This is a genomic window from Comamonas sp. JNW (assembly GCF_003105075.1).
GTDB lineage: Bacteria > Pseudomonadota > Gammaproteobacteria > Burkholderiales > Burkholderiaceae_C > Comamonas > Comamonas squillarum.
The window spans coordinates 59,421-76,638 of the sequence record NZ_QETI01000002.1 but is presented as its reverse complement, the minus strand read 5'-3'; the positions used below and the strand labels follow the sequence as shown (position 1 = coordinate 76,638).

The following is a 17,218-nucleotide window of genomic DNA, read 5'->3' as shown; positions in this document are numbered from 1 at the left end:
CTCGTTTTTTAACCGGAGTTTTGCCATGCCCCGTTTTGCTGCCAACCTCAGCATGCTGTTTACCGAAGTGCCGTTTCTCGACCGCTTTGAGCGCGCCGCCCAGGCCGGTTTTGAGGCCGTGGAGTTTCTGTTTCCCTATGCCTATACGGTTGAAGAGATCCAGCAGCGGCTCGATGCCACTGGCCTGCAGATTGTGTTGCACAACCTGCCTGCGGGCGACTGGGAAGCGGGCGAGCGCGGCATTGCCTGCGATCCCCGGCGGGTGGAAGAGTTCCGCGCCGGCGTCGCCCAGGCCGTCACCTATGCGCATGCACTGGGCGTGCCCCAGCTCAACTGCCTGGCCGGCAAAGCGCCCGCCGATGTGGATGCTGCCACCCTGCGCCGCACCCTGGTGGACAACCTGCGCTTTGCCGCAGCGGCGCTGAAGTTGGCCAAGCTGCGCCTGCTGGTCGAGCCCATCAATACCTTTGATATTCCCGGCTTTTACCTGAGCCGCACCGACCAGGCGCTGGCCATTCTGGATGAAGTGGACGCCGCCAATGCCTTTGTGCAGTACGACATCTACCATGCCCAGCGCACGGAAGGCGAGCTGGCCGCCACCTTGCAAAAACACCTGGCGCGCATCGGCCATGTGCAGCTGGCCGACAACCCGGGCCGCCACGAGCCGGGCACGGGCGAGATCCACTACCCCTTCCTGTTCGCGCACCTGGACCGCATTGGCTACAGCGGCTGGGTGGGCTGCGAGTACAAGCCCGCGCAGGGCACCGAGGCGGGCCTGCACTGGCTGCAGACCGTGGCGGGCCAAAGGCGCGCGACGGCTACCGCTTGATCGAGACCCGAAACCCACACCTCTTTCCATAAAAACCAAGGAGATTTCTGCATGCATGCAACGCCCCTCAAACTGGGATTCATCGGCCTGGGCATCATGGGCGCGCCCATGTGCAGCCACCTGATTGCCGCCGGCCACCAACTGTTCATCAACACGCGCGGCAAGGTGCCGGCCCCCATCGCTGAGAGCAGCGCCACCCAATGCACATCGGTGCGCGGCGTAGCCGAGCGGGCCGATATCGTCTTTGTGATGGTGCCCGATACCCCCGACGTCGAGCAAGTGCTGTTTGCGCCCGATGGCCTGGCCGCCGGCCTCAAGGGCAGCAGCGGCAAGATCGTGGTCGATATGTCGTCCATCTCGCCGGTCGCTACCAAGGACTTTGCCAAACGCATCAGCGCGCTGGGCGCGCAGTACCTGGATGCGCCGGTATCGGGCGGCGAGGTGGGAGCCAAGAATGCGACCCTGTCCATCATGGTGGGCGGTCCGGAGGCGGCGTTTGAACGGGTGAAACCGCTGTTCGAGACGCTGGGCAAGAACATCACCCTGGTAGGCGGCAATGGCGACGGCCAGACCGCCAAGGTGGCCAACCAGATCATCGTAGCCTTGAACATTGAGGCGGTGGCCGAGGCACTGCTGTTTGCATCGCGCGCCGGTGCCGACCCAGCGCGGGTGCGCCAGGCGCTATTGGGCGGCTTTGCGTCATCCAAGATTCTCGAAGTGCATGCCGAGCGCATGATCCATCGCACGTTTGATCCCGGTTTTCGCATTGCGCTGCACCAAAAGGACCTGAACCTGGCGCTGGCCAGCGCGCGCCAGCTGGGCGTGTCCCTCCCCAACACCGCCCAGGCGCAGCAGCTGTTCAACAGCTGCGTGGCCCATGGCGGTGCGGGCTGGGACCATTCCGGCCTGGTGCGCGCGCTGGAGATCCAGGCCAATTTCGAGATCGGGCAAAAGGCACCTGCCTGAGTCTATGGCAGGCCTGGCAGACCGGCTATGCTTGCGCGATGTCCCGCCCTGCCCGCCTGCTCCGCCTGCTCGATCTGTTGCGCCGCGCCCGCCAACCGCAAACCGGCCCGGCGCTGGCCCAGACCCTGGAGGTGAGCCTGCGCACCGTCTACCGCGATATCGCCAGCCTGCGTGAGCAAGGTGCGGCGATCGAGGGCGATCCGGGAATTGGCTTTGAGATGCGGCCTGGCTTTTTGCTGCCGCCTTTGATGTTCAATGCCGATGAGCTCGAAGCCCTGCTGCTGGGCGCGCGCTGGGCCAGCCTGCAGGCCGACCCGCAGCTGGCCAGTGCGGCGAGCGCCGCGATGGATCGCATCCGCAGCGCCTTGCCGCTGGAGCTGCGCATCGCCGTCGATACCAGCGGCCTGATGGTTCCCAACATGCAGCCCAGCCCCCCGCCCGAGACCTGGCAGACCGGACTGCGCCGCGCGATCCGTGCCGAGCACAAGGTAGTGCTGCACTATGAGGACCAGCACGGCCGCCTGACCGAGCGCCTGGTCTGGCCCTTTGCGATGGCCTATTTCGACCGCAGCCGGGTGGTCTCCGCCTGGTGCGAGCTGCGCCAGGGCTTTCGCCACTTTCGCGCCGACCGGGTGCATGCGATGCAGGAGCTGCAGGAGCGCTATCCGCAAAGCCGCCATAGCCTCATCCAGCAGTGGTTGGCAGAGACCGGCTATACGCTGGACGGCTGATCGTAAGCGCTCATCTGCGGCTTGATGCCAGCTGCTGACAGTTTCTGTCAGCCTCCCTGCCTAACCTACGGGCATGGCGATTTTGCCAGCCACCCGAAGGACCAAGACATGACCCCCCACAACGCCCCGCTGCGCTTTTTCTACCACCCCCAGTCCCGCGCCCGCATGGTGCGCTGGATGCTCGAAGAGTGCGATGCCGTCTACGAGCCGGTGCGGCTGGAGTTTGGCGGCACGATGAAGTCGCCCGACTACCTGGCGCTCAACCCCATGGGCAAGGTACCGGCACTGCAGCATGGCAACACGGTGGTGAGCGAGACCGGCGCGATCCTGGCCTACCTGGCCGATCTTTATCCCGAGAAAAAGCTGGCACCGGCGCTGGGCAGCGCCGAGCGCGGCAGCTACTACCGCTGGCTGTTCTTGGTGGCGGGCCCGGTCGAGGCGGTGTCCACCGCCAAGGCCGAAGGCTGGCTGCAGAACCAGACCGAGCGCCAGGCACTGTCGGCCGGCTATGGCCGTTTTGACGATGTGCTGCGCAGCCTGCAGCTGGCGGTGTCCGGCAAGCGCTATGCCTGTGGCGACCACTTCACCGCCGCCGACCTGTACCTGGCCAGCTATATCGGCTGGAGCATGCACGAAGGCACCCTGCCCAGCCTGCCCGAGTTCCAGGACTACGCGCTGCCGCTGCTGCAGCGCCCCGCTGCCCAGCGCGCCGATGCGCTCGATGGCCCCGCAGAGATGCCCGCCGCAGCCGCTGCCTGATCGGGCCACTGCCATCTGCATGCCATGGGGATCAGGCACAATAGCCCGGGGTGGCCATGGAGCCACCTTGTTTTATCCACCTGCCCCATGCCCGCTTTTTCGTACGAAGTTCTAGACGCCCAGGGCCAGACCCGCAAGGGCATGATCGAAGCCGACAGCGCCAAGGCCGCGCGCAGCCTGCTGCGTGCCCAGGCCATGGTGCCCTTGGCGGTCGAGCCGCTGGGCGATGTCGACGACAGCGGTGCCAGCATGGTGCGCAGCCGGCGTGCGGTCTTCAATGCCACGGGCCTGGCGGTCTGGACGCGCCAACTCGCCGGCCTCATCAGCTCGGGCCTGCCGCTCGAGCGCGCGCTGACCGCGCTGATGGAAGAGATCGACAGCGAGCCCCAGCGCCAGCTGGTGGCCAGCCTGCGCGCCGAAGTCAATGGCGGCTCCACCTTTGCCAAGTCGCTGGCCCTCTACCCCCGTGATTTTTCGCAGATATACCGCGCCGTGATCGATGCGGGCGAGCACAGCGGCCACCTCGACCAGGTGCTGTCGCGGCTGGCCGATGATTTGGAAGAGCGCGACCAGCTCAAGAACAGCCTCATCGGTGCCTCGCTCTACCCGGCCATCGTCACCTGCTTTGCCTTTGTCGTGGTGATGGTGCTGATGAGCTATGTGGTGCCCCAGGTGGCCGAGGTGTTCTCGGGCACCAAGCATGCGCTGCCGCTGCTCACCCGCATCATGCTGGGCTTTAGCGATCTGATCCGCCACTGGTGGTGGTTGGGCGCGGGCCTGGCGGTTGTTGGCACCGTGCTGCTGCGCCTGTCGCTGCGCCAGCCCGCCTTTCGCCAGCGCTTTGATGCCGGCTGGCTGCAGCTGCCGGTCGTCGGCAAGCTCTCGCGCAACTACAACGCCGCCCGCTTTGCCTCGACCCTGGCCATGCTCAGCAATGCCGGTGTGCCCATCCTGAAGGCGCTGCAGGCCGCTGCGCAGACCGTCTCCAACCAGGCGATGCGCCAGGATGCCATCGATGCGCTGGACCAGGTGCGCGAGGGCGCGCCGCTCGCCTCGGCCCTGGCGCAGAAAAAGCGCTTCCCCGCGCTGTTGTCGATGTTTGCCCGCCTGGGCGAGCAGACCGGCGAGTTACCGCAGATGCTGCAGCGCGTGGCCAACCAGCTGGCTGGCGATGTCAAGCGCCGTGCGATGCGCCTGGCCACCATCCTGGAGCCGCTGCTGATCGTCGGCATGGGCATCATTGTCGGCATCATCGTGATGGCGGTGCTGATGCCCATCATCCAGCTCAACCAGTTTGTGCGTTAAACAACCAGTCTGACCCCGCTTGGCTCTGCCAAGGCCAGCGGGGCCCACTTTAGAGTCGCTAACACGACCCAGCAAACCGCAGGTTTGCGGTTGAGACTAGGCGTCCTGCCGCAGGCAGTACAGTAGTACGACAAGGCAGGGCAACGACGTATCAAGGGTTGTGTTAGCGACTCTTACTCGGCGTGGATCTTGTTGGCCTTGACCACATCGCCCCAGAGCTTGTACTGCGCGCGCGTCATCGCGTCGAGCTGCTCGGGCGTGCCGCCGCCAGGCTGGTCACCGCGCTCCTGAAAGCTGCGGATCACCGCAGGTTCCTTCAGCACCGTGTTGATGGCAGCGTTGAGCTTTTGCACCACCTCAGGGCGGGTGCCGGGCGGGCCGTACATGCCGATGAAGGAGATGATCTCGAAATCCTTCAGGCCCACTTCGGCGGGGGTCGGCACATCGGGGAGCGACGCCACGCGGCTGCTGCTGGTGACCAGGATGGGGCGCACCTTGCCGGACTTGATATAGGGATCAAACACCGAGGTCGCATCAAACATGGCCTCGATGCGGCCGGCCATCAGGTCGATCACGGCAGGGCCACTGCCCTTGTAGGGCACATGGTTCATCGCCGGGCTGCCCAGGCGCTCGCGCATCAGCTCGGTGGTCACATGCACGAGCGAGCCGGCACCGGGCGTGCCATAGTCCACGCCCTTGCCAGCCTTGGCGCGCTCCTTGACCAGGGCCGCAAACTGCGCAAAGTCTTTGACAGGCGACGAGGTGGGCACCACCAGCACCAGTGGCGACTGCAGCAAGATGCCCACGGGCACAAACTTGGTCGGGTCCACAATGCCCAAGGTCGGGAAGACGTGCGGGGTCACCGTCATCGAGCCATTGCCCACCAGCATGCGGTAGCCATCGGGGGCTGAGCGCATGATGTCGGCCGAGCCCAGGTTGCCGTTGACGCCGGCCTTGTTCTCGATGACCACGCCCTGGCCCAGATTGGCCGCCAGGCTGTTGCTGAGCACTCGGGCGGCAAAATCGGTCTGCCCCCCTGGCGGAAAGCCCACCATCAGGGTGACCGGCTTGGTCGGGTAGGCGGTCTGCGCCAGCGCCGGGGCGCCCGCGCCGATCAAGCTGGCGCCCAGCGCCAGACCCAGGGTCAGTTTGCGACGCAGCATGGCGTGCGATAGTTGAACGGTCGTCATTGTTATGTCTCCTTGGTGTGAAATCAGACTGCAGCAGGCACTGCGCTGTCTTGCTGCTCGGGCGAGAACTTGTCCACCGCCTCCCACAGGCCATTGATATAGACGGCGCCCAGCGCCCGGTCGTAGAGGCCATAGCCGGGCTTGCCGGTTTCGCCCCAGATCATGCGGCCGTGGTCCGGGCGCACATAGCCTGCAAAGCCCACATCGTGGTAGGCCTTGACGATGGCCGCGATATCGAGCGAGCCACAGGTCGAGAGGTGCGCGGTTTCTTCAAAGTCGCCCTCGGGCGATACCTTGACATTGCGGATATGCGCAAAGTGGATGCGGCCGCGCCCGCCAAACTCGCGCACCAGCGCCTCGACATTGTTCTGCGGGCCAGCGCCCAGCGAGCCCGAGCACAAGGTCAGGCCATTGGCGGGGCTGTCGATCAGGTCGACGATGCGGGCGAGGTCATCGCGGTTCTTGACGATGCGCGGCAGGCCAAAGATCGGGCGCGGTGGGTCATCGGGGTGGATGGCCATCTTGATGCCGCATTCCTCGGCCACCGGGATGACGGCCTGCAGAAAATAAGCCAGGTTCTGCCAGAGCTGCTCGGCATCGACCTGGCGGTAGGCCTGCAGCAGGCCTTGCAGCTCATCGCTGCGGTAGCTGCTGTCCCAGCCGGGTAGCGAGATGCCTTTTTCCGCATCGATGCTGTCGGCCTGGCGGCTGTCAAAGGCCAGGCAGGTGGAGCCATCGGGCAGCTGCTTGGCCAGCTCGGTGCGCGTCCAGTCAAACACTGGCATGAAGTTGTAGCAAACCACCTGCACACCGGCGGCGGCCAGATGGCGCAGGGTTTGCTGGTAATTGGCGATCAGCTGGTCGCGGCTGTCGCGGCCGAGCTTGATGTCCTCGTGCACCGGCACCGATTCGACCAGCTCAAAAGCCAGGCCAGCGTCTTCAATCTGCTGCTTGAGCGCCTCAATCTTGGCCAGCGGCCAGACGGCACCGACCGGCTCGTCATAGATCGCAGAGACGATATGCGTGACCCCAGGGATCTGGCGGATATAGGCCAGGGACACGGGGTCCGCGCTGCCAAACCAACGAAACGACATCTTCATGAAAAACCTTTTGCTACAATCAAAAATCTGGTTAGACCAATTCTACAAACTGGCTAGACCATTTAGATTGATGGTTTACCACTATGTCCGGTATTTGCCGCATTTGGGCCAGACGGCGGCTTACACTGCTGCTGGCCTTCCGGTTTTGGCGGATCGGCCGATGAACGGAATACGCGCAAGATGCCCAACAAGCTGGTCCCTCCGGTTGACGACGACAGCCGCACCACCGGTGTCAGGTCCTACCAGGACCTGGCCAGAAAAATCCTGGAAGAAACTGCCGCAGCCAGCGCGGCGGCCGACCAGCGCCTGCCGTCGGAGCGCACGCTGGCCGATATGTTTGGCGTCAGCCGCACTGCCGTGCGCGAGGCCATCATTGCGCTGGAGGTGCAAGGCTTGGTTGAGGTGCGCCTGGGCTCGGGCATCTACCTGCAGCCCAGCGGTGCCGGTGGCGCCAGTGGCTTGAGCCGCCTGCCCGCCTTTGATGTGCCCACCGGACCCGGCCCGCTCGAGACCCTGCGCGCGCGCGTGCTGGTCGAGGCCGAGATAGCTGTCGCCGCTGCCAGCGAGCGGCGCGATGCCGACCTGGACCGCATGCTCGATGCCCTTGCCACCATGCGCCTGCAGCTGGCCGACAAGGACGCCTACGACGCGGCCGACCGGCGTTTTCACCTTGCCATTGCCGAGGCCACCGGCAACCGCGTGCTGCAGCACATGGTGGAGGCCATGTGGGACAACGCCCGCCAGGACCCGCGCTGGGACAAGATCGAGCAGCATTTCCACTCCGAGCAGTTGCGCGAGGCCAGCCTCAAGGACCACCAGGCCATCTTTGCCGCGATTGTCGAGCGCCAGCCCGCGCAGGCGCGCCAGGCGATGCAGCAGCATTTGGGACGGGTCATCTCCCAATTCTCCCAAGCCTGGTATTGAGAGGGACTAATACAGCCCTTGATACGTCGTTGCCTGGCCGGCCGCGCCAAGCCTTGTCGTACTTTTAGTACTGCCTGCGGCTTCACGCGTCGTTGGGAGCGCCTAGCTTCAACCGCCAACCTTGGGTTGGCTGGGCCGTATTAGCCCCTGGAGAAAGTACCTCTGTTGATTGGGAAGACTGCGCTATATTGGCCCTCAGTTCAGCAACAAGGACGGCCATGGCTGCCACTCTCGAAAACAAGCTGGTGGTCGCGATCTCGTCGCGGGCGCTGTTCAACTTTGAAGAAGAAAACCGGGTTTTCGAGCAGGACAAAGACCAGGCCTATGCCCGGCTGCAGCTGCAGCGGCTGGAGACCCCCGCGCCACCCGGGGTGGCGTTCTCGCTGGTGCGCAAGCTGCTGGCTTTCAACAGCGGCACGGCACAGAAGGTCGAGGTGGTGCTGCTCTCGCGCAATGACCCGGTCAGCGGCATGCGGGTGTTCCGCAGCTGCAAGGCCCATGGGCTCCATTCCATCCAGCGGGGCGTGTTCACCCAGGGGCGCGATCCTTTTCGCTACCTCAAGCCACTGGGCGCGCATTTGTTCCTCTCGGCCAATGCCACCGATGTGCAGCAGGCGCTGCAGCTGGGCTTTCCGGCCGCACGTGTGCTGACCGAATCGGCCCAGGCGCAGGACGGCAACCCCGATGAAGTGCGCATTGCCTTTGACGGCGATGCCGTGCTGTTCTCGGACGAGGCCGAGCGTGTCTTCCAGGCCCAGGGGCTGGACGCGTTTCAGCGCCATGAGATCGAGCATGCCACCCGCCCCCTGCCCGATGGCCCCTTCAAGCCGCTGCTGGCGGCGCTCCACCGGCTGCAGCAAGATACGCAAAGCCAGATGCGTATCCGCACCGCGCTGGTCACCGCCCGCAGCGCCCCCGCGCATGAGCGCGCCATCCGCACCCTGATGGACTGGAACATCGGCGTTGATGAAACCATGTTCTTGGGCGGCCTGGCCAAGGGCGAATTTCTGCGCGAGTTCGAGCCCGATTTCTTCTTTGACGACCAGACGGGCCATGCCACCAGCGCGGCGGCCCATGTGCCGGCCGGCCATGTCAGCAGCGGCATCTCCAACCTCTGATCCGCTCTAGCCACCGCAGACGCAAAAAAGCCGCTGGCTCCTGATCGAGACAGCGGCTTTGGCGTTCAGGCCTGGGTTTTCAGAGGCTTAGAACTGCTTGATAAAGCCCAGAGAAATTGCACGGCCCTGCAGCGGCGCCGCGTTCTTGATGAACGAGGTGTGGACGTACGCCAGCTTGTTGGTCAGGTTGTCCAGCTTCAGGTAAATCTGCCATGGCGTGCCATCGCTGGAGGTCTGGTGGTAGCTCACGCGCCAGTTCAGCATGCCGTAGCCTGGGGTCTCGGTCTCGTAATCGGCCACCTTGTTCTGGCGCTTGACCAGCTGCCACTGCGCTTCGCTCCTCCAGTTGGCCCATTTGCCGGCCACGCGCAAGCCTACGCGGGCGGGAGCCAGGCGCGGGATCTTGCTGCCGTCTTCGAGCTTGGCATGCACCAGGTCACCGGTGGCGCCCACCGTCCAGTTCGCATTGATGCGGTGCTGGATCTGGCCCTCCAGACCGGTGAAGGTGGCGGTCTGCTGCGCATACTGCAGCAGCTGCAGGCCTTCATGCTCATCGACGGTGCGGCCATAGATGTAATTGTTCACGCGGTTGCGGTAGACATTGACCGAGTAGGTGGTGTCGCCCGCAGTGCGCGCAATGCCGATGTCGATATTGCCCGAGCGCTCCTTGCGCAGGTCGGGGTTGCCCAGCTCATAGGTCGAGGTGGCCATGTGCAGGCCGCGTGCATACAGCTCTTCGGCCGTGGGCAGGCGGCTGGCCGAGGTGACATGGGCGCTCAAGCGGTAACCCGGCATAAAGCGCCAGCTGCCGCCCAGCGACACCGAATTGCCCTTGTGCTTGCGCACCAGGCCGTCGTCGTTGGCGTAGACGCTTTGCCAGTCGTGGCGCAGTGCGGCCTCGACACCAAAGTCACCAAAGCGGCGCTCTTCGAGCAGGTAGACGCCCTGGCTTTGCGTGCGGGTCGGCTGCACATAGGCTTCCTCACCGGTGGCGCTGAAGCGGCGCTGCGCGGCCTCAAAGCCGACCAGACCGGTCCAGCCGGCAATCGGTTCATGCAGCACATCGACACGCATGTCATGCGCGCGGTTCTTGAAGCTGGTGGAGATCTCGCCACCCTCGATCTCGTCGTGGTGGTAGCGCGTCACGCCGCCGCGCACACGGATGGCCGACACGCCGGCAAACGGCTGGCGCCACTCGGAGCGCAGGTCATAGCGCTCGCTGTGCATGTCCACCACCGGCACGCCTTCTTCCTCATGGTCATGGTCGTGGTCATGGTCGTCATCCCCATGGTCATGGCCATCATGGCCGCCGCAGTGCAGGTGCAGGCCGTGGGTGTGGCAGCCTTCAAAGCTGTGGTTGTGGCCGGGCAGGCCGTAGCGTGCCTGGGTGCGGGTGTAGGCCAGGCCCACATAGCCGCTGTCGCCTATCCAGGACAGCCCGATGCTGCCGCCGGCATTGCGCGCGCGGCTGCCATCCACCTTGTTGCCCAGGCCCCAGCCGCTGCCCACGCGGTAGTCATCGGCATTGCGGGCCATGCCCTCCACATGCAGGGCAAAGGGGCCCGAACCAGCCGTCAGCGACAAAGCCGTCGCCGCGTCGTTGGCGCCCGTGCCGGCACGTACTTCGACCTGGCCTTCATAGCCCTTCTCGGGCACCTTGGTGGGGATCTTGTTGTCCAGCACATTGACCACGCCGCCAATCGCACCGGCGCCATAGATCAGTGCCGAGGGACCGCGCAGCACCTCAATCTGCGTGGCCAGCATGGGCTCACTCACCACGGCATGGTCGGGGCTGATCGTCGAGGCATCCTGGATCACCGCGCCATCGTTCAGCACCTTGACCCGCGCACCATCCATGCCGCGAATCACCGGGCGGCTGGCACCGGCACCAAAGTGCGTGGCCTGGATGCCGGGCTCATTGGCCAGGGTCTCGCCCAGGCTGGCACCGCGTTTTTGCACCAGCTCATCGCCTTGCAGCACCGTCACCGGCGTGGTCATGTCGTCGACCGTCCGGTTGGTGCCGCTGGCCGATACCGTCACCTCGGGCAAGGTGGTGGTGTTTGTGGCCGTTGCCGGCGTGCTGCCCTCGGCGTTTTGCGCCAGCGCGGCGCTGCCCAGCAGCAGGCCGATCACGGCGGCTGCGACCGGGCGCAGATCCCGCGCCTGTGGCTTCAAAATTGCTGTGCGCGCCACCAGCGGCTGCGCCTGTTGTGCATGGAAACCCATGGTCTACCCCTCGAAAAGCACATGCATCCAGCGCATGTGCGCGCGCAGCCCAGCACTGCTGGCTGAACCGGCCCGGCGCAGTGGCGCCGGGCAGCTGCGCGAAAAAACAAGACAGACCGGCCTGCGCTGCCCTGCACCATCAAAGGTCAAGGGCTAAGGGGCCGTGTCACTGGAACGAAGAGGGGGAGAGAGAGGGAGGGCCGCGCGCAAAGAACAGCGCCGGGCTTTGGCGCAGCAAGATGGCCAGCACGGTGGGTGCCGCTTCCTGCGCCGCCGCGAGCAACGGAGCCTGCAGCGCATCGCAGAGCAGGCCAGCTCCCAGCGCCATGTGCGAGAAGCCCTGGCAGTCGGCCTCGGAATGCTTGCCAAACAGGTCATGCGCACCATGGCCGGGGCTGACCACGGTATCGCTGCCGTCACGCTCGCCAGCCGATGCCGTGGCCGCAGCCGTCTGCAGCGCGCGGGCATGGAGGTGGCTGATGTCATGGACCTTGCCCAAGAGCGGCAGGCACAGCTGCGCAAAACACAGCCAGCACAGCAGCGCCATCGCCCAGCCACGCAGCGGCCTCGGCGCATGCGCCGAGACAGACAGGGGGTGGAGAGCGCGCAGGGAAGACACAGGCCGGGCAGACAATCAAACCAGTGGCCGCGCAGACGACGGCCACTATTGCAAATGAATTGCATTATGCCTGTAAATGCCAGGCAAAGCAGCACCGAAAGGGACAAGGCCCGCAAAAAGGCAAGGGCCCGCAATTCCAGGCCCCGCACTGCAGCTTGCGGTAGGGGCTGCTTACAAAAAGCGCTCCAGCAGCTTGCGCGACGCCTTGTCGAGGCGGTTGGTATCGGGCAGGCGGTAGTGCACGCCATCGGCCGAGGTGATCAACAGGTTCTGGCGGCCATGCAGCTTGCGGATGTCTTCTTCGGCCTTCAAGGTCATGTGGACAGGGCCCCGGTCGGTCTCCAGGTTCCAGATGCTGGGGACTGAGAAGGTCGAGACGCTGACGATGCGCTCGATCAGCGGCTGGAACTCGCGCGCGGCCAGGTCTTCGTTGAGCAGTGCGCGGGCCGCCGGGTCCACCGCGTCCATGTCAGCGATCCACAGCACCTCCTTGCCGTCTTCGCCGACCAGGGAGATGCCCAGCGATGGGGCCGACAGCGGAAAGGCGCGCACCGGGTTGACCTGGTGGGGCCTGCCGTCCTTGTCCAGAACCAGGCGGCCAAAGGGATTGCGGCTGAGCGCCAGCGGAGAGGAAATGGTTGTCATGAAAGGGCTTTCCTGGGCTGCTGATCAGCGGTTGTCATCGGACCCGTCCACATGGGACTTGGGCAGGGGCTGCATGTCATAGGTCACGCCCGCAGCGCGCGCGGTGACCACGCCAGCGGCTTCGGCATCTTCCTCGGCGCGGCGCGCCTGCGCCATGTACAGGCGCCAGTAGGCGCCCTCTTGGGCCATCAGCGTGTCATGCGATCCGACTTCGACAATCTCGCCACGGTCCATCACCACCAGGCGGTCGGCCTTGCGCAGGGTCGACAGGCGGTGGGCAATCGCAATCGTCGTGCGGCCTTGCACCAGGTTGTCCAGCGCACGCTGGATTTCCTTTTCGGTCTCGGTATCCACCGCCGAGGTCGCCTCGTCCAGGATCAGGATGCGCGGGTCGATCAGCAGTGCACGTGCAATCGAGATACGCTGGCGCTCACCGCCGGACAGGCCCTGGCCACGCTCGCCAACCAGCGAGTCATAGCCATGGGGCAGGCGCAGGATGAACTCATGCGCATGGGCGGCGCGCGCTGCGGCGACGATCTCTTCGCGCGTCGCATCGGGCTTGCCGTAGGCAATGTTCTCGGCAATGGTGCCAAAGAACAGGAAGGGCTCCTGCAGCACCAGGCCGATATTGCTGCGGTAGTCAGACACGGCGATGCGGCGCACATCGACGCCATCGAGCTGGATCGAGCCGTCGGTCACGTCGTAGAAGCGGCTGATCAGGTTGACCAGGGTGCTTTTGCCCGAGCCGCTGTGGCCCACCAGGCCAATCATCTCGCCGGGGCGGATCTGCAGGTTCAGGTCCTTGATGACGGTGCGGCTGCCATAGCGGAAACCGACGTTCTCCATCGTGATGGCGCCCTGCACCTTGCCCAGCTTGACCGGGTTGACCGGGTCGGGCACGTTGCTGACATGGTCGAGGATGTCGAAGATGCGCTTGGCGCCGGCAGCGGCCTTTTGCGTGACCGACACAATGCGGCTCATCGAATCGAGACGCGTGTAGAAGCGGCCGATGTAGGCGATAAAGGCGGTCAGCACACCGACAGTGATCGAGCCACCGGCCACCAGGTAGATACCAAAGGCCCAGACGATCAAGAGGCCGATTTCGGTCAGCAAGGTGACCGTGGGGGTGAACAGCGACCAGGTCTTGTTGACGCGGTCATTGGCTTCGAGGTTGACCTGGTTGGCAGCGGCAAAGCGGTCGGCCTCGCGCTGCTCCTGCGCAAAGGCCTTGACGACGCGGATACCGGGAATCGTGTCAGCCAGCACATTGGTCACTTCGGACCAGACGCGGTCGATCTTCTCGAAACCGGTGCGCAGCTTGTCGCGCACCGTGTGGATCATCCAGGCGATAAAGGGCAGCGGCACCAGGGTCACCAGGGCCAGCCAGGGGTTGATCGAGAACAGGATCGCCGAGGTCATCACGATCATCAGCACATCGGTCGCGAAATCCAGCGCGTTGAGCGAGAGAAACAGGTTGATGCGGTCGGTTTCGGCGCCGATACGGGCCATCAGGTCACCGGTGCGTTTGCTGCCGTAAAAATCGAGCGAGAGCTTGAGCAGGTGGTTGTAGGTGGTGGTGCGCAGGTTGGCGCCAATGCGCTCGGAGACGCGTGCCAGCACAAAGGTACGCGCCCAGCCCAGCAGCCAGGCGATCAGTGCCGAGACCAGCAGCGCGCCCAGGTAGAAACGCACGAGGCCGGCATCGATCTTCTCGCCGTTCTGGAACGGGATCAGGATCTTGTCCATCAGCGGAATCGTCAGGTACGGCGCCACCAGCTGGGCAGCCGTGGTGCAGAGCGTCAGGACGAAACCCAACAACAATTGCATTTTGTAGGGTTTGGCAAAGCGCCACAGGCGCAGCAGCACCCAGCTCGAGGTCGGTGCATTCTGCTGGCGGGCGCAGGCCGGGCATTCTTCGCTGTCGGGGGGCAGCACGCTGCCGCAGACCGGGCACAGCGAGCGCTCGTCCTCGGCCACTTGGTAGGCCTCGTTGCGCAGCAAGCGCTCACGTTGGCGCTCGAACTGCTGCATCAGGCCCAGCACCGCCGTCTGGTGGCTCAAGGTGATGCGCCACAGGCCCAGGCGCTGCGCGCTGTCATCGAGCTCCAGGCTGCCTACGCCGCCATGGTCAAAAAAACGCAGACTCAAATCGAGCGATAGTGACCACTCACTCCACTTTTGGGCATCGGGATCAAAGGCCAGAAGGCGCTCGGAAGTCAGTACCACCTGGCCGCTGCCGAAGCGCAAATCCGAGGTCAGGTCAACGGGAGTGACGGCAAGCACGTTTTCCAGGGTGTTGAGCTTGGCTCGCAATTGGGTTCCTAGCGGACCCGCAAAGAATGCTGACGCGTCCGCGGAATGAAGATGTTGCATAAGGCGTTTTTTCTCTCCGCACGGGGCGGTGGCAGTGGTCCGGTGAACAACCGCATATTATTGTGGCGAACGGCGGCATGGGTCGCCCCGCCCTCATCTGTCTTTAACGTCTGACAGCCCCAATAGGCTGACAGCGATTAATCTGCCTCATTTGGGCGCACAATGCTTTCCCATCTACGGCGATTCTCCCTGGAATTGTTACTTATGTTTATCCGTTGATCGATATGGCGAAATTCAATACCATCCAACTCTTGCGCACCACGTTTTTGCGCGGCCCCAGCGTCTGGACTTACCGCCCCGTACTGGAGGTCTGGCTGGACCTTGGAGAGTTGGAGGACTATCCCTCGAACAAGATCCCCGGGCTGAACGAGCGTCTCACCACCTGGCTGCCCGACCTGATCGAGCACACCTGCGGCGTCGGTGAACGCGGCGGTTTCATCCAGCGCCTCGAAGGCGGCACCTGGATGGGCCATGTGATGGAGCACGTGATCATCGAGCTGCTGAACCTGGCGGGCATGCCTGCCGAATTTGGCCAGACGCGCGAGATCTCCCAACGCGGCGTCTACCGCATGGTGTTCCGCTGCCCCGAAGAGGCCGTGGCCCGCGTCGCGCTGGAGCATGGCCACCAGCTGCTGATGGCCGCGATCAACGACGAGCCCTACGACATCAAGCCGGCAGTCCATGCAATCAAGACGGCGATCAATGACCGCTACCTCGGCCCCTCGACCGGCTGCATCGTCGATGCCGCCAGCGAGCGCCGCATTCCCCATATCCGCCTCAACGATGGCAACCTGGTGCAGCTGGGCTATGGCGCTGCGCAGCGCCGTATCTGGACGGCCGAGTCCGACCAGACCAGCGCGATTGCCGAAGGCATTGCCCAGGACAAGGATTTCACCAAGCGCCTGCTGACCGCCTGCGGCGTGCCGGTGCCCGAAGGCCAGATCGTGGCCACCGCCGAAGAAGCCTGGGAAGTGGCCCAGGAAATCGGCTTCCCCGTCACCGTCAAGCCGTCTGACGGCAATCATGCCCGGGGCGTGACCCTGGAGCTGTCGCAAGAGGCCGATATCAAGGCCGCGTTTGCGCTGGCCCAGCCCGAAGGCTCGGACGTCATCGTCGAGAAGTTCATTGACGGCGTCGAGCACCGCCTGCTGGTGGTGGGCGACAAGGTGGTCGCGGCCACCAAGGGCGAGACCGTCAGCGTCTACGGCAATGGCAAGGCCACCTTGCGCGAGCTGGTGGCTGTGCTCAACGAAGACCCCCGCCGAGGCCCCGAGCAGGAGTACCCGCTCGACTGGATCAAGCTCGAAGCCGGCGCCGTCAAGCTCGAACTCAACCGCCAGCATGTCACGCCCGATTCGGTCATTCCGCAAGGCCAGGGCGTGCTGCTGCAACGCAATGGCAACATGGCCATCGACTGCCTTGATGACGTGCACCCGGATGTGGCCTACTACGCGGTGCTGGCGGCCAAGATCGTCGGCCTGGACATCGCCGGCATGGACATGATCCTGAAGGACGTCTCCCAGCCGATGCAAGGCCAGGGCGCGATTCTCGAAGTCAACGCTGGCCCGGGCCTGTTGATGCACCTCAAGCCCACCAGCGGCGCGCCGCGCCCGGTCGGCATGGCCATTGCCGACCATCTCTTCCCGCGCGAAGAAGGTGCCGGCGCGGGCCGTATCCCGATCGTCGGCATTGTCGGCACGCAGAACAATGCGTTCATCGCGCGCCTTGTAGGCTGGCTGCTGCAGCTGTCGGGCAAGCTCACCGGCGTGGCCAGCGACGAGGGCATGTTCCTGTCCAACCGCCAGACCCAGAAGACCAATACCGCCAACTGGGCCGGCGCCCATCGCCTGCTGACCAACCGCCTGGCGCAGGCTGCGGTGATCCAGACGACGGCCCGTTCCATCCTGGAAGAAGGCCTGGCCTACGACCGCTGCCTGGTCGGTGTCGTGACCGACATGCAAGGCTTTGAGAGCCTGGCGGACCACGATGTGCTCGAAGCCGGCCAGATGCGCCGCGTGATGCGCACCCAGATCGATGTGGTGCTGAGCGATGGCGCCGGCGTGCTCAATGCCGACCTGCCCGAAGTGGCTGACCTGGCCGAGCTGTGCGACGGCGAAGTGGTGCTGTACACCACCGATGCGAACAACGAAGCCGTGGCCACCCACCGCGCCAACACCGAAGCCCAGCACGAAGGCGGCCGCGCCGTTCTCATCAAGGGCAACAATGTGGTGCTGGCCACCGGCGCGCAAGAGCGCGTGCTGGGAACCCTCGATGCGCTGAGCCTGCCGGGTGGCAAGAAGCCCGACACCTCGGCCCTGCTTGCCGCCATCGCCACGGCCTGGGCGCTGGATATCACCCCCGATCTGATCGGCGCCGGTATCAAGACCTTCGAGTACAACGCCTGATACGCCGGACACGGCTCTCCACGACGAC

Annotated in this window: 14 protein-coding genes; 8 read left to right on the top strand and 6 right to left on the bottom strand. The window is 64.7% G+C overall.

The genetic code is table 11. The features are described from left to right. The first annotated feature begins 25 nt into the window (after window positions 1-25). The 5 genes from hyi to gspF all read left to right on the top strand — a co-directional run bounded on the left by hyi (window position 26) and on the right by gspF (window position 4,590). On the top strand, window positions 26-829 hold the full coding sequence (gene hyi, locus DCO45_RS03455) for a hydroxypyruvate isomerase (RefSeq protein ID WP_116924550.1): 804 nt from the start codon (window positions 26-28) through the stop codon (window positions 827-829). A 51-nt stretch (window positions 830-880) separates the two neighbouring features. After that, window positions 881-1,795, top strand: coding sequence for a 2-hydroxy-3-oxopropionate reductase (locus DCO45_RS03450; protein WP_116924549.1), 915 nt, complete (start codon window positions 881-883; stop codon window positions 1,793-1,795). A gap of 38 nt (window positions 1,796-1,833) precedes the next feature. Further along, a complete protein-coding gene (locus tag DCO45_RS03445; protein WP_116924548.1) occupies window positions 1,834-2,526 on the top strand; it encodes a YafY family protein in 693 nt (230 codons plus the stop codon). Between the two features lie 108 nt (window positions 2,527-2,634). Continuing rightward, a complete protein-coding gene (locus DCO45_RS03440; protein ID WP_116924547.1) occupies window positions 2,635-3,285 on the top strand; it encodes a glutathione S-transferase family protein in 651 nt (216 codons plus the stop codon). Between the two features lie 87 nt (window positions 3,286-3,372). After that, the gene (gene gspF / locus DCO45_RS03435; protein WP_116924546.1) at window positions 3,373-4,590 is read left to right on the top strand and encodes a type II secretion system inner membrane protein GspF; all 1,218 of its coding nucleotides are present in this window, start codon (window positions 3,373-3,375) and stop codon (window positions 4,588-4,590) included. Between the two features lie 173 nt (window positions 4,591-4,763). On the opposite strand, the gene DCO45_RS03430 is transcribed toward gspF, so the two are convergent. Together DCO45_RS03430 and uxuA are read right to left on the bottom strand one after the other, a co-directional pair. Next, on the bottom strand, window positions 4,764-5,780 hold the full coding sequence (locus DCO45_RS03430) for a tripartite tricarboxylate transporter substrate binding protein (RefSeq protein ID WP_116924545.1): 1,017 nt from the start codon (window positions 5,778-5,780) through the stop codon (window positions 4,764-4,766). A gap of 23 nt (window positions 5,781-5,803) precedes the next feature. Further along, the gene (gene uxuA / locus DCO45_RS03425) at window positions 5,804-6,880 is read right to left on the bottom strand and encodes a mannonate dehydratase (protein ID WP_207788041.1); all 1,077 of its coding nucleotides are present in this window, start codon (window positions 6,878-6,880) and stop codon (window positions 5,804-5,806) included. A gap of 180 nt (window positions 6,881-7,060) precedes the next feature. Here uxuA and DCO45_RS03420 point away from each other — a divergent pair, with 180 nt between their 5' ends. Next, complete coding sequence (locus DCO45_RS03420) at window positions 7,061-7,804, top strand: FadR/GntR family transcriptional regulator (protein WP_116924544.1); 744 nt, start codon at window positions 7,061-7,063, stop codon at window positions 7,802-7,804. Window positions 7,805-8,022: 218 nt separating this feature from the next. Then, window positions 8,023-8,922 (top strand): 5'-nucleotidase, encoded by a 900-nt coding sequence (locus tag DCO45_RS03415; RefSeq protein WP_116924543.1) that lies wholly within the window; start codon window positions 8,023-8,025, stop codon window positions 8,920-8,922. Between the two features lie 87 nt (window positions 8,923-9,009). On the opposite strand, the gene DCO45_RS03410 is transcribed toward DCO45_RS03415, so the two are convergent. The 4 genes from DCO45_RS03410 to DCO45_RS03395 all read right to left on the bottom strand — a co-directional run bounded on the left by DCO45_RS03410 (window position 9,010) and on the right by DCO45_RS03395 (window position 14,785). Then, window positions 9,010-11,148: a TonB-dependent receptor gene (locus tag DCO45_RS03410; RefSeq protein WP_116924542.1), complete on the bottom strand. Its 2,139-nt coding sequence runs from the start codon at window positions 11,146-11,148 to the stop codon at window positions 9,010-9,012. A 166-nt stretch (window positions 11,149-11,314) separates the two neighbouring features. Then, window positions 11,315-11,767, bottom strand: coding sequence for a hypothetical protein (locus DCO45_RS03405; RefSeq protein ID WP_133248055.1), 453 nt, complete (start codon window positions 11,765-11,767; stop codon window positions 11,315-11,317). Between the two features lie 171 nt (window positions 11,768-11,938). After that, window positions 11,939-12,412 (bottom strand): DUF1854 domain-containing protein, encoded by a 474-nt coding sequence (locus tag DCO45_RS03400; RefSeq protein ID WP_116924540.1) that lies wholly within the window; start codon window positions 12,410-12,412, stop codon window positions 11,939-11,941. Window positions 12,413-12,436: 24 nt separating this feature from the next. Beyond that, window positions 12,437-14,785, bottom strand: coding sequence for an ABC transporter ATP-binding protein (locus DCO45_RS03395; RefSeq protein WP_116924539.1), 2,349 nt, complete (start codon window positions 14,783-14,785; stop codon window positions 12,437-12,439). Between the two features lie 224 nt (window positions 14,786-15,009). On the opposite strand from DCO45_RS03395, the gene cphA reads away from it, so the two are divergent. Continuing rightward, window positions 15,010-17,190, top strand: a complete 2,181-nt coding sequence (gene cphA, locus DCO45_RS03390; RefSeq protein WP_116924887.1) for a cyanophycin synthetase — start codon at window positions 15,010-15,012, stop codon at window positions 17,188-17,190. The last annotated feature ends 28 nt before the right edge of the window (window positions 17,191-17,218 follow it).